Here is a 25,433-nt window from a genome sequence, read left to right on the forward strand (position 1 = left end):
CTTTATGTGAGAATTCCTTTCTAAATTTCCAAAAAAAACGGCCCTTGCGGGCCGTCGAGAGCGTGCTGCCGGATCATCAGCGCACGCGAGGATTTCAGGAGCCGTTTACTCGGCGTCGCCTTCGGCAGCCAAAGCCTTGACGAGGTCAACGATACGACGGCGAACCTTCGGATCGGCAATTTTCACGAAAGCGCGGTTCAGTTGCAGACCTTCTGCGGAAGACAGGAAATCCACAACGTAGTTCGAGCTGGAAGCTTCGGCCATGCCCGAAGCGCCACCAACCTGCTCACCCGGGGCATCTTCGAAGAAAAAGGAAACCGGAACATTCAGGATTGCCGAAATGTTCTGCAAGCGGCTTGCGCCGACACGGTTGGTGCCTTTTTCATATTTCTGAATTTGCTGGAAGGTGATCCCGAGACTCTCGCCCAGCTTCTCCTGGCTCATGCCAAGCATGGTCCTGCGGAGGCGAATTCGGCTTCCGACATGAATGTCGATGGGGTTAGGCTTCTTTTTATTTTCGGTCATCATGCGGTCCTGACACTCGGAAAGGGTTGATATTTCGGTTCATTATTCACCCACGAAAATGAACCGATATTACGGCTGGCACAGAAACTTGTTTTACGACTGACCTATTCACTATGCAATTCTAGGGGTTTTTGGTCAATTCGTGCGCCGCATGAAACTCAGGCACGATACTACCGCTGCACTCATCATGATTGAAAAAATCAACCAGAAATACGTCCGATGTATGTCGTAGGTAAATGCGCTGTCAGCAGCGCCACTCAGAGTAGCGTCAACAATTCCAATTTGACCATAGTCAAGTCCGTCAATTATTCGCCCATAGGGGTCAATCACCGCCGAAATGCCTGTATTGGCACCGCGAATCACTGGCAATCCGGTTTCGACCGCCCTTACTCTGGCTTGCAGAAAGTGCTGATAAGGGCCGGGCGTGTCCCCAAACCAGCCATCATTCGTGACGTTTAAAATGGCCGTCGACCCTGCCGGAGAGGGCATCATTTCGCCTGGAAATATAATCTCGTAGCAGATCAAAGGGTAGAAGGTTTTGCCGGAAGGCAGGGTCAGGACGCTGCGCGATGCAGCAGCCGAAAACCCACCGGGTAAGCTGACGACATTGTCGAAGCCAAATCTGCGCAGCACGTCTTCAAAGGGCACGTATTCACCGAAGGGCGTCAGGTGAACCTTGTCGGTTGCGCCAATGATCTGGCCCTGGCTGTCGATCGCATAGACAGAATTGTAATAGCGCGGCGGACGACCGGCTCCCGCATCCTCCATCCTGACCGCACCAGTGAACAGCACCTGGCCATCTTCCAGCGTTTTGGCAATCTCGGCCAGCGCATCCGGATTTTGCGTCAAGATAAACGGTACCGAAGTCTCCGGCCACACCACGATATCCGGACGTTTTTTCCCCTCCGCCGGTGGCAATCCCGTCAGACGCAGGTGCTCATTGAAGATATCGGCACGATCGGCATTCAGCATCTTGCGCGACTGATCGATAGACGGCTGAACAATCCTGACGGTCAGGGCATCCGATGGTGTTTCCAACGGCAATCGGAGGCGATAGAGGCCGTAGCCAAAATGACCTGTGAGAAGCAGTCCGGCCAGAACCAGACCCGGCCACATCCCTTTTTTCGTGCCGATAAGAGCCGGGGCCGAAAAAATGAAGACGGCAAGAACGGTCACCCCGAGCACACCCACAAGGTTTGCCGACTGCATCATGACCGGAACCGGCATCATGCCATAGCCGATGGCATTCCATGGAAAGCCGGTCGCGACAAAACTGCGCAGCCATTCCGAAAGCCCGAAAGCCGCAGCAAGCGCTGCAATCCGGCCGAGACCGTCGGACCAGAGGAGGTTCGCAAGCGCAACCGCGAAGCCGTAAAACAGCGCCAGGACAGCCGGCAGGCCCAGGATGGCAAGCGGCAACGCCCAGGCGAACTCATCCGCCTCAAGCAACAAGGCATTGCCGAGCCACCAGAGACCGGCGACAAAATATCCGAAACCAAAACACCAGCCGATGCCGAAGCTCGACCAAAGACGACCGAAGACACCGCTCCCCGGCTTGCCCGTGCAGCCATCCACCAACCAGACGAGCAGGGTGAAAGAAACGAAAAGCGAAGCAAAGAAACCGAACGGCGGCAGAGCCAGCGCTCCCAATGCCCCTGCTGCGATCGCTATGATGGCGCGGCTCAATCTGCCGCCCAGCATCACCTTGCCTGCGAGACGCTCCATACGATCTCCGTTCACGTTCAGCCGGAAGGATCACACCTCATCACCGCATGGTGCGACGTGTTTCCCGTTATTCTTCGACGTAATGGAAAAAAGATTCGTCGTCCACACCATGCCTGCAAGCAGGCCGTGCAGATGACGGGTACAAGAAAAAACCCGGCAGGTAACCTGCCGGGATCTGTCATTTTGCGTTCTATCAATGTGTGATCTGGCGCGTCTCGGGTGCCGGCAAAGCCATCACCTCATCGGGCTCAGCATCATCTGGAGCCCGGTCATCCTGCCCTTCGGACCCATGATCGCGCACGATCCGAACGCCCTTTATGCGACGGCTATCCGCGTCGAGAATCTGGAACTCAAACCCAGGAATCGCTCTAACAGTTTCGCCTTTCGCCGGGATGCGGCCGAGCGCGAAAAAGATCAGACCGCCAAGTGTGTCGATTTCTTCCACGTGCTCGCGAACATCGAACTCCGGGCCAATGGCCTCGCTCAGTTCCCTGAGTTCGGCGCGCGCATCGGCCACCAGAACATCTGCGGAGAGGCGCGAGAACATGGCCTCGTCCTTGTCGTGTTCGTCATCGATATCACCGACGACCATTTCGACGATGTCTTCGTGGCTGACGAGCCCGTCAGTGCCGCCATATTCATCAATGACGAGAGCGAGCTGCGTTCTCTGCGCCTGCATCGTCTTCAGCAAATCCGACGCCAGCATCGAAGGCGGCGCGAAAAGGATCTTGCGGACCAGGCCGGCATTGGCGACGGAGATTTCGAGATCAACACGCGCCAGATCGAAGTTCGGCCGTGTCGTACGGGCCGCGTTTGTTTCGGTATCAAGAGCGATTCTCGTTCCGATACGCCGCTTGTTGCGGGCCTGCTTTGCAACATAGGACAGAAGATCGCGGATGTGGATCATGCCCTTGGGATTGTCGAGGTTCTCGTCGTAGACAGGCATACGGGAACGGCCGGTCTCTTCGAACAGGATCAGCGCTTCGCCGATCGTCATGTTCTGGTCGATGCCATCAATATCCACGCGCGGGATCATGATGTCTTCAACGCGAACCTCGCGGAAACGCAGGATGTTGTTGAGCATTGCCCGCTCTTCGGGCGAAAAGGCAGCACCGATTTCGGTGTCTGACATCAGCGCGTCGGTGATATCCTCGCGCAGACGCTCTCCTTGCGACGGCTTCAGCAACCGTGCGATGCGCGACCAGATTGTCGATCTCGGTTTCGCGCTGAAATCGTAACGTAACTGACTACTGCCCTCCTCCGAGGAGGACTGCTCGCCGTTCTCTCTGCCCTCATTGGCAGGTCGTGCAGAATGTTCGTTCATGGCTCCAGACTATAATTAAAGCGGTTCCTGTCCCGCGTACGGATCAGATAGGCCAAGCACCGCCAGAATGCGAGTCTCAAGCGACTCCATTTCTTCCGCTTCTTCCTCGTCCATGTGATCATATCCGAAGAGATGGAGAAATCCATGGACCAGAAGATGAGTCAGATGATCCTCGAAACTCTTCTCAAGTTCAAGGGCTTCCCGCTCAACCGTTTCGCGAGCGATCACAATATCGCCCAGCATCGGCCCCGGCATGCCGCCGGGTTCGAGCGGAAACGCTGGAAAAGACAACACATTTGTCGCCTTGTCCTTGTCACGCCACTCGGCGTTTATTTCACGAATCTGCTCGTCATCGGTGAAAACGAGCGACAATTCTATCGGCATTTTCGGGAAGGGTTGCTTTTCCTCCCGGCGTAGAAAATCGACCGCCGTGTCCAAAACCTTTTGCGCAAATGCAAAAAGCTCTTCTTCCGAGGCCCAGCCCTGGGCCTCGACGCTGATCTGAATATCCAGTGCTGTCATTCTATTGCGTCAATCGCCCTTCACGAGACTTTCGTCCGGCACGGCCGTATGTGCCTCATAGGCACGCACGATGCGCGCCACCATCGGATGACGTACCACATCGACATCCTTGAAGCGAACAACCGACACGCCTTCCACATCCCCGAGGATCTGGAGCGCTTCGACAAGACCGGACTTCACACCACGCGGAAGGTCGACCTGGCTTGGGTCACCGGTCACGATCATACGACCGTTTTCGCCAAGACGTGTCAGGAACATCTTCATCTGCATGGTCGTGGTGTTCTGCGCTTCGTCCAGAATGACCGCTGCGTTGCCAAGTGTTCTGCCACGCATGAATGCCAGCGGCGCGATTTCGATCACACCTGCCTGAATGGCACGCTCAACCTTATCACCTGGCATCATGTCATAGAGCGCGTCATAAAGTGGCCGCAGGTAGGGATCGACCTTTTCCTTCATGTCGCCCGGCAGGAAGCCAAGACGTTCACCCGCTTCAACGGCAGGGCGCGAAAGAATGATGCGATCGACGGCACCGCGTTCCAGCAATTGCGCGGCATGCGCCACCGCCAGATAGGTCTTGCCCGTGCCGGCAGGGCCAACACCAAAGACCAGTTCGGACCGTTCCAGCGCACGCATGTAGACATCCTGCGTCGGAGTACGGGCAGCAATAGTCTTCTTGCGTGTGGAAATCTGCGCCATCGAGATCTTCGCCTTGCGCTCCATCGTCGGCAAGGTCAGTTGGTCATCGGCAGCCATGGCCATGCGGATCGCGCCCTCAACATCGGAAAGTTCAACCGTCCCGCCTTTCAAAAGGCGTTCATAGAGAAAATCCAGCGCGCGTCGGGCCTGATTGGTGGATACCACGTCGCCCGTGATTGCAACGGAGTTGCCACGCGGGCGGGCGTCGATATTGAGACGCTGCTCCAACAGCTTCAGGTTCTGATCGAACTGACCGAATAGCTCTCCAGCGATTCTGTTATTCTCGAACGTTAGGACGAAGTGATTGGCGTCGGTCGCGGCTGAGCGTGGCTGGCGCGATGAAGGTGATACCAATTCGTGTGCGTTCAAGCGGTCAGGCTCCTGTCCCAGTCAGCTACTGATCCTCACTCTAACTCTCTGCCACCTCGGCAAACAAGCTGTTTGGACCCGTTGCGGTGATTCGTACATTAACAATGTCACCGATTTTCAAAGTCTTTGCATCAAGATTCACAGATTGCAGCCACGGCGAGCGACCTATCAACTGTCCAGGCATGCGACCGGGCTTTTCCAGCAACACATCCATGGTCTTTCCGACGAGAGATTGCGCAAATTCCTGCTGCTGTTTCAGCAACAGCGCCTGCAATCTTTCAAGCCGTTCCGCTTTCACCTCTTCCTCAACCTGATCCGTCAGATCAGCGCCGGGCGTACCCGGGCGGGTCGAGTATTTGAAGGAGAACGCCTGTGCGTATTTCACTTCCTCGACCATGGCCATCGTGTCTTCGAAATCGCGATCGCTTTCGCCAGGGAAACCAACAATAAAGTCTCCCGACATGGCAATATCAGGGCGGGCCGCGCGAATTCTTTCGATAAGCCGGATATATTCCGCGCCGGTATGGCGACGGTTCATCGCTTTCAGAATACGATCAGAGCCTGCCTGTACCGGCAAGTGCAGATACGGCATGAGGATACGCAGATCGCTATGCGCGCCGATCAAGCGATCGTCCATGTCGCGCGGATGGCTGGTGGTATAACGCAGTCTTGCAAGGCCCGGAATTTCCGCAAGCCGATACAGAAGTTCGGCAAGCCCCCATTTTTCGCCCTTCGGCCCCTCACCCTGCCAGGCATTGACGTTCTGACCAAGCAACGTGATCTCGCGCACACCGGCATCGACCAGCTTCATCGCCTCATCAACGATCTGGCGAACGGGGCGCGACACTTCCGAACCACGCGTATAGGGTACGACGCAGAACGTACAGAACTTGTCACAGCCTTCCTGCACCGTCAGGAACGCAGTCACGCCGCGGGAACGAAGTTTTGCCTTTTCCGCGACGGGAAGATGCTCGAACTTGTCTTCGACCGCGTATTCGGTCTCGATGACGCGCTCACCTTCGCGAACGCGTTTCAGGGCATCCGGCAGGCGGTGATAGGTTTGCGGGCCGATAACAACATCGACGGCAGGCGCACGACGCAGGATTTCCTCGCCTTCGGCCTGAGCAACGCATCCAGCAACGCCAATCATGAACTCGCGGCCCTGCTCTTCGCGCGACTTTTTCATGTCGCGCAGACGACCAAGCGCGGAGTAGACCTTTTCAGCCGCCTTCTCGCGGATATGACAGGTGTTGAGCAAAACCAGATCAGCCTCGCTCATGTCTTCCGTCTGGACGTAACCGTCCTTCGCCAACGCATCGCTCATGCGGACGGAATCATAAACGTTCATCTGACAGCCGTAGGTCTTGATGAAGACTTTACGGCTGTTCGAACCCTCACGGGCAGTGATCTCGGCGGCGTCTAGGCCTAGCGTTTCCTGGGTCATGGCGGCTATCTAGTGTTTTTCAACGCCAGATTAAACAGAAAAATACCGGGACCGCCACGCATCGGTATGAAAATCGATCCCGTTTTTGCGAAAGCGTGACACACGCATCAGAAGACGCATCGGTTTATCGCGCCACTATTTCCGCCATCCGCCTCTGAGGCTGAATGCCAGCATCGAGCGAATAGACGCAGCGATATCCGCGGCGAGCCGCTTGCGATTATCGGTATTGTGGAATGGGACACTGTCTCCGAATGTCACCTCGACATCAATGGAGCCCGCCTTGATGACGCCGAGCAGGTGCGGCACCAAGGTTATGCTTCCCGGCCAGGCGGCGATGATACGATGATAACGCCCCATCGCCATGCCCTGGACCCGCGTATAGGCAATCGACACCGGCTGCACATAGACCAGCTTGCCCGGCACCTGTTCCGCAGCGGTGGAGGCCGCACCGAAAAGCGACGACTTGATCGTCAGCAGGCGGTTTCCGTCTGATGTCGTCCCCTCGGGGAACAGAACGACAATCTCGCCGTCCGCCATCCGGCTGGCGATCTCGCCAACCTGGTCACCGGTGCTGCGTTTCTGTTCGCGCTGAACAAAGATGCTTTTCTGCAGACGAGCCAGCCAGCCGAATACCGGCCAGTCGCGGACCTCTGTCTTGGCGATGAACACCACATCCGCAATGCTGCCAAGGACGAGAATGTCTTTCCAGGACGCGTGATTGACGGCAAGCATCAGCGGTTTGGCGCGTTCGATCTCTCCGTGAACATGGACGCGGATACCGAGAACACGACACGCGATACGATGCCAGATACGCGGTATACGCCGGCGAAGACGCCAGTCGAATGCAAGCCCTAGCAATTGAAGTGGCAGCAACACGAGCGTGACGATCAGAAGAACGACCGCAATATAGGTTGCCCGGAGCCACATCACGATTGCACCGCCCGCTTTACCACCGGGGTCTCAGCGTTCGTCGGGCTTTAGAGGAACGCCGTAAAGTTCCAGCCGATGGTCGACGAGCTTGAAGCCATGCTCACGCGCGATCTTTTCCTGGAGTGCCTCGATTTCTGGAGAATGGAATTCGATCACGACGCCATGCTTCAGATCGATCAGATGATCGTGATGTTCCTCCGGCACAGTCTCATAGCGCGAACGCCCGTCACGGAAGTCATGCCGTTCGATGATACCGGCATCTTCGAAAAGCTTCACGGTTCTGTAGACCGTGGAAATGGAAATGCGGGGATCAACGGCGAAAGACCGACGATAGAGTTCTTCCACATCGGGATGGTCGTCGGATTCCTGTAGGACACGGGCGATGACTCGGCGCTGGTCCGTCATCCGCATGCCGCGCTCGGCACAAAGTTCTTCCAGCGTTTTCGAAAGGTCTATCACGTCTTCTGGCCTTCAGATTCTTCCGTTGGAATGGCGCTGCATGCGCCGAACATATTACAGAATTCGGAACTAGCGAAAGTCGCGACGCATGACAAGCGCCGTCGACTTCGATCCATCCCGGGCGGTATAATAAGCCTTGCGCTCCGCGACGGTCTTGAAGCCTAGCTTCCTGTAAAGCCCTACAGCCGATGTATTGGAGTTGTCCACCTCAAGGAACATCGTCTCGGCGCCACGCATCATTGCTTCGCGGGTCGCGGACTGCATCAGACGCCAACCGAGACCGGCTCTTGCAAATTTTTCACCCACGGCGATGGTCAGGATTTCCGCCTCACCCGCCACTTCGCGGGCAAGAACAAAACCGCCGAGAGGTTTGCTGAAAAAAGCGTTGGTCTGGCGTGCCACCGCACCGAAAACCGATGACTGCGTCAGGAGGCTTGAGAACTCGCCGTCATTCCAAGCGCGCGGAAAGCGCAGGGCGTGCATATCCGCCACCGCCGCGCAGTCCTCGTGCTGCATCGGCACGATTTCGAAATAGGGTTTCCAACTCAGGTAATCGTCAAACATTGCAGGGAATCATCCGTCATCGCTTACGGACGCCACCTATCAGGCAACCGAGAGGCGTTCCAGCGCAAAACCCGTTTGCGGTCGGGCATCCGGACCGCGCAAGTACAAAGGCGCGGGTTTCGGCATCCCCTCCGGCTTGCGTGCCGCAGCGCGTGCAACTGTCGCGATCGGGAAGCGATCCGGTCCGGAACCCGTTTCCTCGCCTGCAAACAGTGGTGCAGCAGAGCCGATCACCACGCCGTCAAAGCCCGTGAGCGTCGCCTTCGCGTCTTCCAGAGGCAACAACGCGGCATCGCTTGACGGCAGGCCATCTGCGCCAAAAATCTGGAGATAGGCCTCGCTTCGTTTCGCATCCAACCCCACGGCAACGCGCTGGCCAGGATGCCTCAGCAGGTGGTCGAGGGCCAAAGTTTCGAGCGTGGTCACGCCCACCGCTTCCTTGTGAAGCGACAGCGCAAATCCACGTGCTGCCGCCACCCCGACGCGTATACCAGTAAAAGAGCCGGGACCGATCGTGACGGCAATCCGCTCGACATCGCGCAATGTCATCGACGCCTGCGTCAACGCAGCGTCGATGATGCCCATCAGCAGTTCCGCATGACCCTTGCCGATGTTTTCGGTGACTTCGCCGAGAACGCGATCCGCCGCACTGTCATAAATGCAGGCAGAGCAATCAACGCCAGAGGTGTCGAGCGCCAGAACAATCATGCTTCAACCAGACAACCAGACAATCAGACAGCTTCGACTTCGCGCACTTCCGGCACGAAATGACGCAGCAGGTTCTGAACGCCGTGCTTCAACGTGGCGGTAGAGGACGGGCAACCGGAGCAAGCCCCCTTCATGTTCAGGAAAACCGTTCCATCGCGGAAGCCACGGAAGGTGATGTCGCCACCATCCTGCGCAACGGCCGGACGAACGCGGGTCTCCAGCAATTCCTTGATCGTGGCGACGATGGTTTCATCGCCGGCTTCAAAGAACTCATCTTCCTCGTCGGAAAGTTCAGCTGCAACCGCAGAGCCCATGATCGGGCGACCGGACATGAAATGCTCCATGATGGAGCCCAGAATCGCAGGCTTCAGGTGCTGCCACTCAGCATCGTCCTTCGTGACGGTGATGAAGTCGAAACCGAAATAAACGCCGGTAACACCGGGAATAGCGAACAGGCGTTCAGCCAAGGGTGATGCCTGTGCCTGCGCAGGGTTGAGGAACTCAGCCGTGCCGCTTTCCAAAACGACCTTGCCAGGAAGGAACTTGAGCGTTGCCGGATTTGGCGTGGCTTCCGTCTGAATGAACATTTCGCATCTCCTTCGAGGTCGCCGTTCACGCCCCGCAATTTAGAATTCTTCCAAAAAATACGCCCGGCGAAGTCTGACTTCAAGCCCTGACATGATAATTACATTCAAGAAATCACCAATAGCCGATCGACGTCCGCAAGCCGAGGGCATGTTATCGCCCATCAGAAAACGTCCCTCTCAGCAAAGCGCGTCGATTTCCTCATCCGTCAACGTGTCGGGAAGAACGGTGACAGGCACGGGGAAAGCCGCGCCACGTCCAGCGATCGAAGACACCAGCGGCCCCGGTCCTTCTTTTGTCGATCCCGCCGCCAGAACCAGGATAGCGATATCTCGATCTTCTTCGACCAGGCCATGAATGTTTTCGGTTGCGCTGCCCTCGCGGATCACCGATTCCGGTTCGATCCCAATTGTGTCGCGAACCTTCTGGGCGATTTTCGCGAGCGTGGCTTCCGCTTCCTCGCGCGCTTCCGCACGCATGATCTGCTCGACACCCAGCCATTGCTGGAAATCGCCTTCCGGTATCACGTACAAAAGGACCAGCCCGCCGTTGGAGTTCTTGGCGCGACGACCGGCGTAGTGCACGGCCCTTTCGCATTCCGGTGTCCCATCGATGACTGCAAGAAACTTGCGCCGATGCCCTTCCAGACGCGACAGCCGTTTTGAAACCATTCTGCACTCCCTGTTTCCGCCATGAAACGAAAAGCCGCCCGACGGTTCGGGCGGAGATTATATCAAATCACGGCGGGCGCAAACCGCCCGGCAATGAATGCCGGACGGCAATTCGTTACCGCAGGAAGCCGATGATATCGCGCACTTCGTTCATCGTCTTTTCGGCGATGGCGCCAGCACGCTCGCCGCCCTGCTTGAGGATGGCATCGATGTGGCTCGGATCGTCGAGCAGACGGCGCATCTCGTTGTTGACAGGTGCCAGAACGTTCACGGCGAGCTCGATCAAGGCAGGCTTGAAAGCCGAGAACTGCTGACCGCCGAAGTCCTGCAACACATCCGCCTTGGTCTTGTCGGAGAGCGCTGCATAGATGCCGACAAGGTTTTCCGCCTCGGGACGACCCTTCAAGCCCTCAACTTCGCTCGGCAGCGCGTCCGGGTCGGTCTTTGCCTTTTTGATCTTTTTCGAGATGGCATCCACATCGTCCATCAGGTTGATGCGAGACAGGTCGGACGGGTCCGACTTAGACATCTTCTTGGTGCCATCCTTCAATGACATCACGCGCGGCGCCGGACCACCGATCAGCGGCTCCACCATCGGGAAATACGCGTGTATAGGCTCATCGCCGACAGTGATGTCGACACCGAGACCGGCCTTGCGGATGTGATCGCTGAAATCGATGTTGAACTTCTGGGCGATATCACGGGCAAGCTCGAGATGCTGCTTCTGGTCGTCACCGACAGGCACATGGGTGGCGCGATAGACGAGAATGTCGGCGGCCATCAGGCTCGGATAGGCAAGCAGACCCAGCGAGACCTGTTCGGCATTCTTGCCGGACTTGTCCTTGAACTGGGTCATGCGCTCCATCCAGCCGATGCGCGCTACACAGTTGAACACCCAGGCCAGTTCCGCATGCTGCGGGACGGCGGACTGATTGAAAACGATATGCTTCACCGGGTCGATACCGGAGGCGATGAAGGCTGCGGCGATGGAGCGCGTCTGCGCCTTCAGGTCGGAATGGACGAGCTGCGCGGTGATCGCGTGCATGTCCACGACGCAGTAGATACAGTCGTTATCCTCCTGCAATGCCACGAACTTGCGGATCGCACCGAGATAATTGCCGAGATGCAGATTGCCGGTCGGCTGGACGCCCGAGAAAACCAGCGGCTTGAATGCGTTCATTGTCGTCCTCGAAAAGGCTTGTGGAGGGCCCCGCCCCGTGATTGGAATTGCAAGGCGGGCTTATGCACCCGCAAGCACTGGCAATCAAGGGGTTTCAGGGGATATCAACCACGCGGTTCAAGAAGATCCCAGCGGTTTCCATAGAGATCTTCAAACACGGCGACAGAGCCATAGACTTCGTGGCGGGGCTCTTCCAGAAAGCGCACACCGCGCGCCAGCAAAGCCGCATGGTCGCGGGCGAAATCATCGGTATGCAGAAAGAAGCCGACGCGCCCTCCCGTCTGGCCACCGATGACCTGTCGTTGCGCCTCGCCATCCGCTTCAGCCAACAGAAGGCCGCAGCCTTCCTGTCCCTTCGGCTTGACCACCAGCCAACGCTTGCCATCACCAAGCGGTTGGTCCGCCTGACACTCAAAGCCGAGAACGCCACAATAAAACGCTTTGGCACGATCGTACTCGTCCACCAGAAGGGTGACGATGGCGACGCGGCGATTTTCGGCAAAGGACATCAGTTGCTCTCCGTCTGTGTGGTCTTTTTCCCGCGTTTCTTGATCGCCCTTTTAACCATGCCGATATCCGCCCCGCCGGAAAGGAAAGCCAGACCGAAATAGACCAGCATTGCAGCAAACACGAGTGCCATGATGGTTCCAGCCCGCACCAGGATGGGTGATGCAGAAGACAGTTCGAAGGTCAGATACGCCAGAGCGTAGTGAATGAGAACAGCCATGACGGCAGCCGAGAACAGCAGTCGTGGAATGCGGGTCAGCAGCGGAATATCGATCTGCCAATGGCCGCGCCACATCAAGGTTGCAAACAGCAATGCAGCGTTTATCCAGCCGGCTGTAATTTCGGCGATCGCAATGCCTGATCCGCCCAGACGCGGAAACAGAGTAAGCGCCATAGAGACATTCACAACAACGGAGATCGCCGCAAAGATCATCGGCGTACGCGTATCCTCACGGGCAAAGAAACCCGGAATGAAAGCCTTTATCAGCACGAACGCCGGAAGACCGAGGCCGTAGATACCGAGAATTTGCGACACCGTTACAGTCGCCGATGGCGCAAAGTTTCCACGTTCATACAAAAAGCGCACGATGGGCTCAGCCATGACGAGAAGTGCGGCTGCAGCCGGCAGCGTCAGGAACAGGACGAACTCGACAGAGCGGTTCTGCAGACTGCCAGCTTCCACCATATGCCCGCCCCGCAGAGCGCGCGCCAGCTCCGGCAAAAGCACCGTGGCAACGGCAATGCCGACGACGCCAAGTGGCAATTGATAGATGCGATCGGCATAGGCCAGAGAGGAAATTACACCTTCACCACCGGAGGCGATGTTGGTGTTGATGAGCAGATTGATCTGCGTGATGCCGCCAGTGATCGCAGCCGGAAGAGCAAGGACAAGCAGCCGCCGGACGTTCTTCGTCATCCTGGGACGGCGAAACCCGATCTTCATACCCGCATTGCGCACCGCACCCCAGACGATGGCAAGCTGCACGAGACCGGCTGCCATGACCCCCCAGGACAACGCATACCCTACCTGCAGCGGGTCGTAGTTATTCCACCAGGCCAGAGCCAGAACGCCGATCAGAATAATATTCAGAAAAACCGGGGCGATCGCAGCGGCAAAATATCGGTGCAGCGAATTCAACATGCCGCCCATCATTGCCGCCAGCGACATGCAGGCGAGATAGGGGAACATGATCGTCGCGAGATGAATGGTGTTTTCGAACTTTACCGGATCATCGACGAAGCCCGGAGCAATCACCGTCCGAACAATGAACGGCATCGACAATTCCATCAGGATCGTCAGCGCAAGGAGTACGGTGAACAGAACACCGAAAACCTCTTCGGAAAAGCGCCTCGCGCCTTCCATCCCGTTCGCCTCGATTTCCTTGGCGAAAAGCGGCACGAATGCCGAATTGAAGGCCCCTTCGGCAAACAGCCGCCTGAAGGTGTTGGGAAAGCGGAACGCGGCATTGAATGCATCCGCAACCGGACCCGTGCCGACAGCGGCCGCCATCAGCATTTCACGCATGAAGCCGAAAACACGGCTGCCTAGCGTTGCCATTCCCACCGTGGCGAACTTGCCAATGAGGCTCATGACATCAGGCCTTTGCCGTCGTTGCAGCCGGCAATGCGGCCACGTCGGGGTGCGCAATGATGCCGTTCGGCATACGGTCTCGCAACTCGTCTTCCTGCTCGCTCATGACAGCTTTCAGCCGAACGGAAATATTCGCCTGACGGTTATCGTTGGTCACCTTCTGACCGAACAGGTCTGTGACGTAGAAGGTGTCGATGACCTTTTCACCGAAGGTAGTGATGCGAGCAGAGTGGATATCAAGCGAAAGATCAGCCAGCACCGCCGTCATGTCGGCGAGCAGACCCGGACGGTCAAGGCATTCCACCTCGATGACGGTGAACTTGTTGGAAAGGCCGTTGGAGATGATGACCGATGGCGGAATCGTAAAGGCGCTTTTCTTGCGCCGGCTCTTGGTTCTGGTCGCTATCATTTCCGGCAGGCGCTGCTTGCCGGAGAGCACCTCCTCAATGAGCTTGCCCACGTTGTTGCCACGGCGCATCTCGTCCTCGTCGATCGGGAATTCCCGGTTGATGAGGATCGTGTCCAAGGCCCTGCCGTCAGATGTCGTGAAGATCTGCGCGTCGGCAATGTTTGCGCCAGCAGCGGCACAGGCGCCCGTTATAATTGACAGAAGACGCGGATGGTCCGGTGCCAAGACGGTGATTTCGGTAATGGCGTGGAACGAATGGGTCCTGACCATGGTCGACAGCGCTTTTTCCTGCTTGTCGGCCTCTCGAATGAAGCGGGTATGCCTGACCTGATCCTCCAGCGCCACTGTCAGCAGATAAGGTTCGTAGTGAAGCTTGGTATACTTTCGCCGTGCCTTCTGCCCCCAGTCATCGAGCGCGTCGTCAAGAGCCTGACGGGCAATCTTGGCCCGCTCCTTGCGGGAGACTTCCGAGAAACCGCCTGAAAGCAGCAGTTCCGTCTCGTAATAGAGCGAACGGAGCAACTGCCCTTTCCAGCCATTCCATACGCCGGGTCCAACGGCGCGAATGTCGCACACCGTGAGGATGAGCAGCATTTTCAGCCGCTCCATCGACTGAACCTTGTCAGCGAAATCGGTGATGGTCTTGCGATCGTGCAGATCGCGGGTTTGCGCGACCATGGACATCAACAGGTGTTGTTCGATCAGCCAAACCACCGTTTCCGTCTGCTTGCCGGTCAGCCGGAAGCGTTGGCAAAGCTTGCGGGCAACACGTGCGCCAGCAATCGAGTGATCTTCCTGCCGCCCCTTTGCGACGTCGTGCAGCAAGACCGCAACGTAGAGCGCTTCGCGATCCTCAATGCTCGGCATGAGCTGATTGGCGAGTGGATGAGCATCAACCGCAACACCCTTATCAACTTCAGAGAGAATGCCGACGGAGCGGATCAGATGCTCGTCGACGGTATAGTGATGATACATGTTGAACTGCATCATCGCGACGATCTTGCCGAATTCGGGAATGAATCTGCCGAGAACTCCGGCTTCATTCATCCGCCGCAGCGTCAGGGCCGGATCACGACGTGAGGTAAGGATCGACAGAAACAGCCTGTTGGCCTCGTCGTTTTCACGCAGATCGTTGTTTATGAGCGACAGTGATCGGGTGACGACGCGCAAGGCATCGGGGTGCAGTTCGAGATTGTTGATGTCGGCGATATGGAACAGCCGGATCAGGTTCACCGGGTCGTTCTTGAAGACCTCAGGCTTGGCCAGCGCAATCCGCCCCCTGTCTTCCACAAACTCGACGGAACCGGGAATCTTGCGAAGACGGCGTGCGAAGCGGCTCAGAACACCAGTCAGGCCCGGAACGTCCTTCGCCTGCTTGTCTTCCAGGGCCGCGCAGACGATGCGCGTGAGATCGCCGACATCCTTGGCGACAAGGAAATAGTGCTTCATGAAGCGCTCGACAGCCGAGAGGCCAGGACGGGGCTGGTAACCCAGCGCATCGGCAATCTCTCGCTGGATGTCGAACGACAGACGCTCTTCCGCCTTGCCGGTGATGAAATGCATCTGGCAACGCACAGCCCAGAGGAAGTCGTCGGCCTTGTCGAAAAGCTTCAGTTCACGCTTCGACAGAACACCGAGCTTGACGAGATCGGCAGCATCGCGGACGTGGTAATAATATTTGGCAATCCAGAACAGCGTATGCAGGTCGCGCAGGCCGCCCTTGCCTTCCTTGACATTGGGCTCGACCAGATACCGCGTATCGCCAGCCTTGCGGTGGCGCTGATCGCGCTCGGCAAGTTTCGCGGCGATAAATTCCGGTCCGGTTCCCGTCACGACTTCTGACTCGAAACGTTTTTCAAGATCGTCCGTCAAAGCCTTCTTGCCGCAGATAGCGCGAACTTCCAGGATCGCTGTCCGGATCGTCATGTCGGACTTGGAAAGACGAATGCTTTCATCGACGGTGCGGGTCGCATGACCAACCTTGAAGCCGAGATCCCACAGAAGATAGAGAACAAACTCCACTGCCTTGTGCATGTCGGGCGTGTTTTTAGCCGGCATCAGGAACAGGAGGTCGATGTCCGATCCCGGTGCCAGCGTGCCGCGACCGTAACCGCCGACAGCAGTCACTGCAATCTGCGGGGCGTCCTGCGGATAGACATATTGGCATGTGAGATCGTAGAGCACTTCGATAAGACGATCCTGAAGCCAGGAGATCCGTCTCGCGCAGTCGATGCCGCTGCCATCGGCATTCAACAGATCCCGTGCTTTTTGACGGCCTTCTGTGCTGGCCTTGCGGAAGATCGGCAGCAATTCGGACCGGACGTCAGAAATGCGCTTGCCTTCCCCCTTAAAGACCAGGTCGCATTCCTGCTTGAGTGCCGGAACATCGAGAATTGCAGAAAAATCGAGGTCGCTGATGGCCATCTATGCCGGTATCCATGTCTTGCGGGCAGCCCACCCCTTCGGTCGGCACTGTCCTATATCGAGTTTCGAAGGCAATGGACAGGCAATCTACGCATCAAGCCTTGCCAAGTTCTTTCTTCAGCGCATAGAGCGCGTCCAGTGCCTCTCGCGGCGTCATTTCGTCCGGGTTCATCGCCTTCAGGCTGTCCTCAACCTTGGATGGCCCACTCTTGCGGCTATCGTCGCGACGGACGGCAACCTGAAACAGGGGCAGATCGTCAATGAGTTGGCTTGCCGGGTTCTTGCGATCGGCATCCTCCAGCTTCGTCAACACCTCGCGGGCACGCTCCACAACCGAGGCAGGCAGTCCAGCAAGCTTGGCCACCTGAATGCCGTAAGAACGATCGGCAGCGCCCGGCCCGACCTCATGCAGGAAAATGACATCACCCTCCCACTCCTTGACCCGCATCGTGGCATTGGAAAGGCGGCCGAGTTTTTCGGAAAGGACTGTCAGTTCATGGAAGTGGGTGGCAAAAAGTCCGCGGCAGCGATTGGCTTCGTGCAGATGTTCTACCGCTGCCCAGGCAATCGACAAGCCATCGAAGGTTGCCGTACCACGGCCAATCTCATCCAGAATGACGAGAGATCGATCCGTCGCCTGATTGAGAATGGCGGCCGTCTCCACCATCTCAACCATGAAGGTCGAGCGTCCGCGCGCAAGATCGTCCGAAGCGCCAACGCGGGAGAACAAGCGGTCCACGACACCGATATGGGCTGCTTCCGCCGGGACGAAGGCACCGATCTGCGCCAGAATGGCAATCAGCGCGTTCTGACGCAAGAACGTCGATTTACCGCCCATGTTCGGGCCGGTGAGCAACCAGATCGCACCGTTCTTGCCACCATTGACAGCGGAGAGGTCGCAGTCATTGGCGATGAACGGGCCAGCCGACTGGCGCCGCAACGCCTGTTCGACAACGGGATGGCGCCCGCCCTTGATGGAAAAGGTCATGGATGCGTCGACGATTGGCCGGCAATAGGCCTGTTCGGCAGCAAGATGGGCCAGGCTCCCGGCAACATCGATCACCGCCAGCGCCAAAGCACCCGCCTTGATCGGCTCAGCCTTCTGTACGACGGCTTTCACCATCTGCTCGAACGCATCCAGCTCCATTGTCAGCGCCTGCGCAGCAGCGTTGGCAATACGGCTTTCGAGGTCGGCAAGCTCCGTCGTCGTAAAGCGCATGGCGCCCGCCATCGTCTGGCGGTGAATGAAACGGGCTTTCGCCTCGTCCGTCGAGGTCATGACATCGGCGTTGCCAGCCGTGACTTCGATGAAATAGCCCAGAACATTGTTGTGCTTGATCTTCAGTGACTTGATGCCGGTTTCGTCGGCATATTTTAGCTGCAATCCGGCAACGACACGCCGTGACTGGTCACGCAGCGCACGCACCTCATCGAGATCGGGATTGGAGCCCTCCCGCACGAAGCCGCCATCGCGTTTGAGAAGAGGCATGTCGTCTGCGAGTGTCGCTGCAAGCATGGCCTCCAGATCGCCAGGCAGCGCCTTGAGATCGGCAAGCGCAGCCGCCAGCTCATCCGGCAGGAGCCCCTGGTCGAGAATTGACGCAACGTGGGCGGCGGCCGAAAGCCCTTGACGGATCGCACCGAGGTCACGAGGACCACCACGCTCCAGCGCAAGACGCGACAGCGCACGCGGCATGTCCGCGACCTGCTTCAGGGCATCCCGCAGTTTTTCGCACAAGGACACATCATCAATGAGATAGGCAACCGCATCGAGGCGCGTATTGATCCTCTCCGGATCAGTCAGAGGCGACATCAAACGTTCGGCCAGAAGACGGGCACCGCCGCCGGTCACCGTTCGATTGATGGCGTGCAGCAACGAGCCATCGCGGTCACCGGACAGGGTTTTCACCAACTCCAGATTGGCGCGGGTTGCCGGATCGATGAAAAGCGTGCTGGCGGAACTTTCGCGTTCAGGGCTGCCAAGTGCTGGACGTTCGGCAATCTGGGTTTTCTCGACATAGGCAACGGCCGCTGCGGCAGCAGCCATTTCCACACGCGAAAATGTTCCAAAGCCGTCGAGCGTGGAAACATTGAAATAGCGTGCAATACGCCCTTCGGCGGTGGCGCTATCGAAAAGAATGGCGGGTTGCGGCACCGCGACCCGGCCGAGCACGTCGAAAACCGGCTTCAGTTCCTCGTCATGGAACAGACTATCGGCGACAATGAGTTCTCGCGGATCAATCCGCCAGATATCAGCCAGAAGCCGGGTCAGCGTTGTTTCCGCCAGGCGGAATACGCCAGTGGAAATGTCGATCCACGCCAAGGCGAACTGCGCTTCGGCACTGCCACGAATACGGGCAAGTGCCATGAGGTAGTTGGATTCCGTTGGTGACAGCAACTTTTCTTCGGTCAGCGTACCGGGCGTGACCAGCCGCACCACGTCACGACGGACAACGGATTTCGATCCACGTTTCTTGGCTTCAGCGGGGTCTTCCACCTGCTCGCATACGGCAACGCGATAACCGCGCAGGATCAGCTTTTGCAGGTAATCATCCGCAGCATGAACGGGCACACCGCACATGGGGATGTCCTGCCCCATATGCTGACCGCGCTTCGTCAGCGTGATGCCGAGGGCACGGGATGCTTCCACCGCGTCTTCAAAGAACAATTCGTAAAAATCGCCCATGCGGTAAAACAGCAGCGAACCGGGATTGTTCGACTTGATCTCGATAAATTGCTCCATCATCGGAGTGGCCGAAGCGCGGCTCTCCTCTGAAATCAGCGAGGCAGTGGAATGAACGTCCGTCAATGGCCTGATCGTATCGGTTTCGTGTTACGGGAAAGGAGCGCAGAGACTAGCGACCCCATCACGCAAGGACAACACGCACAAACAGCCTGCCCACAGGAAGCTTGAGGATTTAGCCACTCAGCCGTTAAAGCGCTGCGCTTCACCGCCGCCATAATAGGTGATGTACCGGCCGGCAATCGATGACACCGGCAAGACGACCAGCACATCCGTGGTATTGAATGCGTGATCCACAACGGCACCCGAACCGAACATCGCACCGAGGCGCATGTAACCTTTGATAAGGGGTGGCATGGAATTCAGCGCCTTGCGAGCGTTGACAGCCTCGGCCGGCATCAGATCCATTTCACGATAAAGCTCAGGGAGAGCCTCTGCAGCCCACTCACCTTTCGCAATGCAATTGTGATGCAGGAAGGAAAGAGCAAGCGCATGGCTTTCAGGCTGAACACCGGGGAACGAAGCGCAACCGATCATCGCGTCCATACGGTGCTTCACGGCATAGGCCCAGTTTCCCTGCCAAAGCAGTTCAACCGTTCGCTTGGTACGATATTCCGGAAGGACGCAGGAACGGCCAAGTTCCATGAAACGTTTTCCCGGATGACGCGCGATCAGGCCGGCGATATCGAACTCACTGGCCGAATAAAATCCATTGTTTGCGACCGCCGTATCCTGCCGCAGCAGGCGATACGTACCAACAATCTGATCTTCTGTGTCACCCTCGATTGCATTGTCGAGAACAAGCAGGTGGTCGCACACACTATCCCAGGCATCGATATCGCGTTTGCGTCGCATGGCATCGGCGGGAAGCCGTGCTTTCATCTCTTCAACGAAAACCCGAAAACGGACGGACTGGGCAGCATCGATTTCGCGGTCGGTTCGGGCAAGCCTCGTCTCCAGCGTACCAATCCGGCCGAGAACACCCTCATTGTTTGGCTTCAAACCCGAGATGGGTTTGACGGCACCATCGTTTTCACAAACGTCGTGATTCAGGATTTCCGCAACCATGGGGAATCGCTCCACCGCCAAAGGATTTTATTGTCATAAATCACCAATTGACGACAGAACAGTGACAATATGCCACCGTAATAAATTACCGTCCACGACCGTGGCGACGATGCAATCGTCGATTTGACCTAGGACAGAAACAGACGTTTTCCTTCGAGCAGGCGACGGATTTCCTCGATCAGCCGTTTCGGATCGACCGGCTTTGTCAGCACCGCTCCAGCCCCTGCCTCCAGCAGCCGGTCAGCGGTGCTGCGGTCTGTCTCTCCGGTGAGGACGATCACCGGAATTTGCCTTTCGCCCTTGCGGGACTGGAAAAGCGCCAGCAACACTTCCAGACCATCACCACCAGGCATGTTAAGGTCAGAGATGACGACATCCGGCAAGGTTTCCGCTCCCGGTGCGATCGCCAACCTCAAGGCGTCGAAATCCGAAACAAGTCGGGGCGAAAAGCCGCTTTTGCGAAGCACTGCTTCAATGATGCGCGCATTAACGGCATCGTCTTCGGCGACGAGGACATCGATACCGAATGAACCACTTGTCATGCGTGGCGACAGGCCGACATCGGGATGATTGTCGTTGATGGCATCGCGCCGCTCAATTCCGCGCAGGCGCCCACACAGCACATCAATCAGCGACTTTTCGCGCAGCGGCCGAATGAGCCAGGCGTCGAAATCGCCATGCATTTGCGACGGACGCTCCTCGGGACTAACCAGCAAGGTGCGACGAACGGTTTTTTCGTTGAGCACGGCCGCGTTTCGCAAGACTTCCTTGAAATCATCCGCGATCCGCTGGTCAACGATGACGTCAGTGATATCGGCGAGAGAGTTAGCGGGGCTTTCAAGCAATGCCGTGAGATCGTCGGGCCTGTAAACATGTTTGCACCTGCCACCAAATGCCGAGATCGCGCTCGCCATCGTGCCGGATGCGACGCCAGACGGCGCGAGAATCAGGACATTGGTGTGATCGAGGCAGCGCCTGCGATCGGTGGTTCGTTTGCCTGTCCCCACCGAGCCCGGACGAAATGACAGGGTAAAGACGCTACCCTTGCCCTTACGGCTAGACACCACCAGTTTGCCGCCAAATTCACGCATGATACGAGCAGAAATCGCCAATCCGAGACCTGTTCCGGCGCTGCGTTGTGTCAGAGGTCCGGCCTGCTCGAACTCGCCGAAAATACGTGCCTGCTCCGCTCTGGTCATGCCGGGGCCGCTATCCTCAACGGCGATGCGCAAATACCCATCCACGAAATCAGCGCGCACGACAACGCCACCCTCTTTCGTGAATTTTACCGCGTTTCCAATCAGGTTGAACAGAACCTGGCGCAATCGCGCCGGATCGAAATCGAGATAATCCGGCACATCGACGGAGATCGAAGACGCTATCTCGATGCCTTTTTCATGGGCGCGATGCGCCAGCATTTCCACGACACTCTCGATCAACTGCCGCAGATTTTCAGCCCGTGGATTGAGCGTGAAGCGGCCCGCCTCCATCGTCGAGTAATCAAGCAAATCTTCGACAAGCTGAACAAGAGACTGGCCCGACTGTCTCATGCCATCAAGGTAGTTGCGTTGCTCCTGGTTCAGCCTTGTCTGCGAAAGAAGGTGATTCATGCCCAGAATGCCCGACAAGGGAAGACGGATTTCGTGGCTGACAGTGGCAAGCAGCCTCGCCTTGTCGGCATCGGCCTTTTCCGCTCGGGCCCGCGCATCTTCGCGTGTCGCGACTGCGAACCTTTCCTCGGTCACATCTCGTGCAATGCTGCTGATGAGAAGTCGGCTGCTGCCAATATCCCGCGTGACGGCATCCTGCCATACGAAAATACGCTGCCCGAAAGGCGTCGCAATTTCAACGTCATAGGCATGCGCCCGGTCCCCAGGCCGAAATGCAATGCCGATTTCTTCACATGTCCGCCCTTCTGGAGCAACGCAGCCGGTCATGTCGCGGAAAATCGCATTGGCCTCAACAATGCGGCGATCCATGTCGCGGATCACGACAATATCGCCCATCACCTCATGAATGTCTGCAACGATAGAGCGGTTCTCCATACGTCGTGCGGAGATGCCCTCCTCTTCATGCATGGATATTGCATCCAATGCCTTCGAAGCGAAGAAACGATGATTTACAAAAAATGCGACCGCAGCAACTGCCGCTGAAAGAGCGACCAGAACTGTCGCAGCAAACGGCAGGGCCAGCGCGAACAGTAATCCCAGCGCGACAGCCGCCAGGAAGACAACAGATGTTGGAAAATCGGCAAGGCGGGCGAGCTGCGAAGAGTGTTTCTGGCGACCCAAATGCGGTGAAACGTCTTCAGCCAACGACGATTGCTTTTTTGAAGCAACCGCAGCATCAAAATCGTCCGCAATCTTTTCCCGGAGTTTCGCAAGTTCGCTCATACAAAACCGCTAGCACAGCAACGGTTTTGATATCTTTCGACGAAACTCTAAAATTTTACTTTTTGGCCGCTCTCGCGTGCAAAAACTCGTCCAGAATAACGCAGCCCGCACCGATCGTTATGAAACTGTCAGCAAGATTGAAAACGGCAAAAGACCAGGTTTGCGTGTGGAACAAGATGTAATCGATCACGTGCCCATATAGAAAACGGTCGAAAATGTTTCCTGCCGCGCCGGCGATGATCAGAGCAAAACCAAGATGTGCGAAGGTTCGGTTCGGCTCCGTCTTGCGCCACATCCAGATGACGAAACAGACGATGACGAGGCGCATGCCAACGATGAACCAGCCCTCCATATCCGCCAGCATCGAGAAGGCAACACCGAGATTGTAGGTGCGGTATAGTGCCAGAAATGGCATCACCGGCACCATCTCCTGCAATGGCAGGTAGGCTTCTACCAGCAGCTTGACGACTTGATCCAGCACCAGCGCGGCGACGATCAAAGCGACAGCGGGAACGGTTTTCGAAAAGACGGCTGTGTTCTGCATCATTTCACCGGCGCAAGCTCTAGGAGATGGCGACGTGCCTCAAAAAGCATGACAGCACTCGCTATGGCCAAATTCAGGCTATCGGCGCGCCCCTGCTGGGGAATACGCGCAAGCTGATCCGCCTTGCTGGCGAGTTCCGGCGGCAGACCGGATTGTTCGTTGCCCATCAACAGCACGACCGGTTTTTTTGCGTAATCGATGGTCCGATAGTCGACCGAACCGGCAAGATGGGTCGCAACGACACTGACGTCAGCCGTTTTTTTCCAGGCCAGAAATTCCTCGACGCTAGCTCGTGCGACCGGGATTGCAAAAACAGACCCCATGGTGGCTCGGACCGTCTCCAGTGAAAACGGATCGGTGCAATCGCCAACCAGAATGACGCCGGATGCACCTGCGGCATCAGCGGTACGAATGATGGTGCCAAGATTACCAGGATCGCGCACCCGGTCGAGCGCAATGTAGGTTTCACCCTTAAGCGGGCGAATGTCCCTGAGAGGCTTCCATTTCTGCTCGAAAATACCAACAACCATCTGCGGATTGTCGCGTCGGGTGATGGACGAGATAACCTTTTCGCTGACTTCCAGCACGAGGCCACCGGAAGCCACGGTCTTTGCCGCAACCTGTTCCACCAGCGGCTTGCCCTTGGCAGCCTTGGCATAAACCAGCGTTTTAATCGTCCAGCCCAGTTCGACGGCGTCGATGACCAGTTTCAGCCCCTCCGCCATGAAGGTGCCGGTCTCTTCACGCCCCTTCTTCTGGGTAAGAGCCTTGATGTCCTTGACGATCGGGTTGGCAAGGCTGGTTACTTCCTTGACCTGCCCAACGCGGCGCGCGCCGCTTTCGCGCATATCGTTTGTCATTTCGGCACCCAGCGGCTGAAAAGTGAAGTGGAAAGAGCCCGGCCCGGCGTCTTGCCATCAAGGCCGGCCTCGCGAATGACAAGCTCGCCTGAGGCCACCACGCCACCGGCACCGCGCATCGTTTCGCGCATCAATTCATGCATGGAATAGAAGCTGGCCCGAATGGAGTAAGCGGTCAGCACAAGCCCGACTGCCTTTGGCGACAGAATGTCCCGACACACGTCCAGCATCAGCGGCAGGTGGTCGAAAAGCTCCCAGACCTCGCCATGCGTGCCACGGCCGAACTTCGGCGGGTCGGTCAGAATAATGTCGTAGGTATTGCCGCGTCGTTCCTCGCGCAGAATGAACTTCATGGCATCTTCACAGATCCAGCGGATCGGCGCCTCTTCCAGTCGCGCCAGGGCCTGATTTTCCTTTGCCCAGCCAATTGCTTTCTTGGAGGCATCGACATGGGTGACTTCCGCACCTGCAGCCGCCGCGACCAGCGATGCAACGCCAGTGTATCCAAACAGATTGAGCACCTTCAGCGGCCGATCAGCGGTCTCGATCGTGTTTTTCAGCCATTCCCAGTGCACGATCTGCTCTGGGAAGACACCGACATGACGAAACGCCGTGAAACGGCCAAGGAAATCAACACCGAGAAGCGACAATGGCCAGGTTTCGCCAAGCGCCGCCTTGGGAAAACGCCAGCGGCCCATCCCGTCTTCATCGGTATCGCCGGTGAACACCGCGTCGACATTCTGCCAGACGCGCTCTGGCAGCGTCGGCCGCCATAGGGCCTGCGCTTCCGGGCGAACGATCCGGTAATCGCCATATTGTTCGAGCTTCAGCCCGTTACCGCTGTCAATTAGATGGAAATCGCCTGCACCGCTCGATTCCAGAATGATCGGAACCTGTTCCGCCGGCAGATCGCCGATCCGGGTCTTCAGCGCGCGGGTCGGGACCTGCTCTACGGGAAGGGGCGCAGCAACTTTTTCTTTGGCAACAGCTTTTGGCGCGCTCCTTACGGCGTCGGGCTCACGCTTTTTCGGCGCGGTTTCCGGGCGTCTTGGCGACTTTGCAGAATAAGCCTGTTTTTTTTCGCTCCCGGCACGAACCTTACTGCCCGGCCGGCTGTCTTTTTTCTTCAATGGAAATCTTTCCGCTTCTGCCCAACTCGTTATCAGGCAGCAAATACCACTCCATGCGGCGC

At 57.3% G+C, this 25,433-nt stretch carries 22 protein-coding genes; all 22 read right to left on the reverse strand.

The genetic code is table 11. The features are described from left to right. Positions 1-105 precede the first annotated feature (105 nt). Positions 106-525 (reverse strand): helix-turn-helix domain-containing protein, encoded by a 420-nt coding sequence (locus ACIQT8_RS14995; RefSeq protein ID WP_138794393.1) that lies wholly within the window; start codon positions 523-525, stop codon positions 106-108. Positions 526-660: 135 nt separating this feature from the next. Then, positions 661-2,250 carry an apolipoprotein N-acyltransferase gene (lnt, locus tag ACIQT8_RS15000; RefSeq protein WP_400966614.1) on the reverse strand — a complete coding sequence of 530 codons (1,590 nt, stop codon included), beginning with the start codon at positions 2,248-2,250 and terminating at the stop codon, positions 661-663. Positions 2,251-2,443: 193 nt separating this feature from the next. Further along, complete coding sequence (locus ACIQT8_RS15005) at positions 2,444-3,574, reverse strand: hemolysin family protein (protein WP_400966617.1); 1,131 nt, start codon at positions 3,572-3,574, stop codon at positions 2,444-2,446. 15 nt (positions 3,575-3,589) lie between these two features. Then, positions 3,590-4,096 carry an rRNA maturation RNase YbeY gene (gene ybeY, locus ACIQT8_RS15010; RefSeq protein ID WP_400966620.1) on the reverse strand — a complete coding sequence of 169 codons (507 nt, stop codon included), beginning with the start codon at positions 4,094-4,096 and terminating at the stop codon, positions 3,590-3,592. A 9-nt stretch (positions 4,097-4,105) separates the two neighbouring features. After that, the gene (locus tag ACIQT8_RS15015) at positions 4,106-5,161 is read right to left on the reverse strand and encodes a PhoH family protein (protein ID WP_138794389.1); all 1,056 of its coding nucleotides are present in this window, start codon (positions 5,159-5,161) and stop codon (positions 4,106-4,108) included. 40 nt (positions 5,162-5,201) lie between these two features. Then, complete coding sequence (miaB, locus tag ACIQT8_RS15020; RefSeq protein WP_400966624.1) at positions 5,202-6,605, reverse strand: tRNA (N6-isopentenyl adenosine(37)-C2)-methylthiotransferase MiaB; 1,404 nt, start codon at positions 6,603-6,605, stop codon at positions 5,202-5,204. A gap of 135 nt (positions 6,606-6,740) precedes the next feature. Beyond that, positions 6,741-7,535, reverse strand: coding sequence for a 1-acyl-sn-glycerol-3-phosphate acyltransferase (locus ACIQT8_RS15025; RefSeq protein ID WP_262524035.1), 795 nt, complete (start codon positions 7,533-7,535; stop codon positions 6,741-6,743). A 30-nt stretch (positions 7,536-7,565) separates the two neighbouring features. Next, entirely contained in the window at positions 7,566-7,994 is a 429-nt protein-coding gene (locus tag ACIQT8_RS15030; RefSeq protein WP_138794386.1) for a Fur family transcriptional regulator, read from the reverse strand. A gap of 69 nt (positions 7,995-8,063) precedes the next feature. Beyond that, the gene (locus ACIQT8_RS15035; RefSeq protein ID WP_400966629.1) at positions 8,064-8,558 is read right to left on the reverse strand and encodes a GNAT family N-acetyltransferase; all 495 of its coding nucleotides are present in this window, start codon (positions 8,556-8,558) and stop codon (positions 8,064-8,066) included. Positions 8,559-8,597: 39 nt separating this feature from the next. Further along, a complete protein-coding gene (tsaB, locus tag ACIQT8_RS15040; protein ID WP_400966632.1) occupies positions 8,598-9,266 on the reverse strand; it encodes a tRNA (adenosine(37)-N6)-threonylcarbamoyltransferase complex dimerization subunit type 1 TsaB in 669 nt (222 codons plus the stop codon). 23 nt (positions 9,267-9,289) lie between these two features. Beyond that, the gene (locus tag ACIQT8_RS15045) at positions 9,290-9,853 is read right to left on the reverse strand and encodes a NifU family protein (protein WP_138794383.1); all 564 of its coding nucleotides are present in this window, start codon (positions 9,851-9,853) and stop codon (positions 9,290-9,292) included. A 177-nt stretch (positions 9,854-10,030) separates the two neighbouring features. Beyond that, positions 10,031-10,522 carry a universal stress protein gene (locus ACIQT8_RS15050; protein ID WP_138794382.1) on the reverse strand — a complete coding sequence of 164 codons (492 nt, stop codon included), beginning with the start codon at positions 10,520-10,522 and terminating at the stop codon, positions 10,031-10,033. Positions 10,523-10,637: 115 nt separating this feature from the next. Beyond that, positions 10,638-11,702, reverse strand: a complete 1,065-nt coding sequence (trpS, locus tag ACIQT8_RS15055; protein WP_400966635.1) for a tryptophan--tRNA ligase — start codon at positions 11,700-11,702, stop codon at positions 10,638-10,640. Positions 11,703-11,806: 104 nt separating this feature from the next. Next, positions 11,807-12,211, reverse strand: a complete 405-nt coding sequence (locus tag ACIQT8_RS15060) for a VOC family protein (RefSeq protein WP_262524026.1) — start codon at positions 12,209-12,211, stop codon at positions 11,807-11,809. After that, positions 12,211-13,800 (reverse strand): murein biosynthesis integral membrane protein MurJ, encoded by a 1,590-nt coding sequence (gene murJ / locus ACIQT8_RS15065; protein WP_400966638.1) that lies wholly within the window; start codon positions 13,798-13,800, stop codon positions 12,211-12,213. The genes ACIQT8_RS15060 and murJ overlap by 1 nt, the downstream gene beginning before the upstream one ends. A 4-nt stretch (positions 13,801-13,804) precedes the next feature. Then, entirely contained in the window at positions 13,805-16,633 is a 2,829-nt protein-coding gene (locus ACIQT8_RS15070; protein ID WP_138794378.1) for a [protein-PII] uridylyltransferase, read from the reverse strand. 94 nt (positions 16,634-16,727) lie between these two features. Beyond that, positions 16,728-19,442 (reverse strand): DNA mismatch repair protein MutS, encoded by a 2,715-nt coding sequence (gene mutS / locus ACIQT8_RS15075; protein ID WP_400966642.1) that lies wholly within the window; start codon positions 19,440-19,442, stop codon positions 16,728-16,730. A gap of 117 nt (positions 19,443-19,559) precedes the next feature. Next, positions 19,560-20,444 carry a GNAT family N-acetyltransferase gene (locus tag ACIQT8_RS15080; RefSeq protein WP_138794377.1) on the reverse strand — a complete coding sequence of 295 codons (885 nt, stop codon included), beginning with the start codon at positions 20,442-20,444 and terminating at the stop codon, positions 19,560-19,562. A gap of 128 nt (positions 20,445-20,572) precedes the next feature. Beyond that, the gene (locus tag ACIQT8_RS15085) at positions 20,573-22,837 is read right to left on the reverse strand and encodes a hybrid sensor histidine kinase/response regulator (RefSeq protein ID WP_400966645.1); all 2,265 of its coding nucleotides are present in this window, start codon (positions 22,835-22,837) and stop codon (positions 20,573-20,575) included. Between the two features lie 55 nt (positions 22,838-22,892). Next, positions 22,893-23,381, reverse strand: coding sequence for a signal peptidase II (lspA, locus tag ACIQT8_RS15090; protein WP_138794375.1), 489 nt, complete (start codon positions 23,379-23,381; stop codon positions 22,893-22,895). Continuing rightward, complete coding sequence (locus tag ACIQT8_RS15095) at positions 23,381-24,241, reverse strand: RNA methyltransferase (protein WP_138794374.1); 861 nt, start codon at positions 24,239-24,241, stop codon at positions 23,381-23,383. Before ACIQT8_RS15095 ends, lspA begins: the two co-directional genes overlap by 1 nt. Beyond that, positions 24,238-25,371 carry a class I SAM-dependent methyltransferase gene (locus tag ACIQT8_RS15100; RefSeq protein WP_400966649.1) on the reverse strand — a complete coding sequence of 378 codons (1,134 nt, stop codon included), beginning with the start codon at positions 25,369-25,371 and terminating at the stop codon, positions 24,238-24,240. Before ACIQT8_RS15100 ends, ACIQT8_RS15095 begins: the two co-directional genes overlap by 4 nt. Between the last annotated feature and the right edge of the window lie 62 nt (positions 25,372-25,433).

It is taken from the genome of Agrobacterium sp. NPDC090273, assembly GCF_044772305.1.
GTDB lineage: Bacteria > Pseudomonadota > Alphaproteobacteria > Rhizobiales > Rhizobiaceae > Agrobacterium.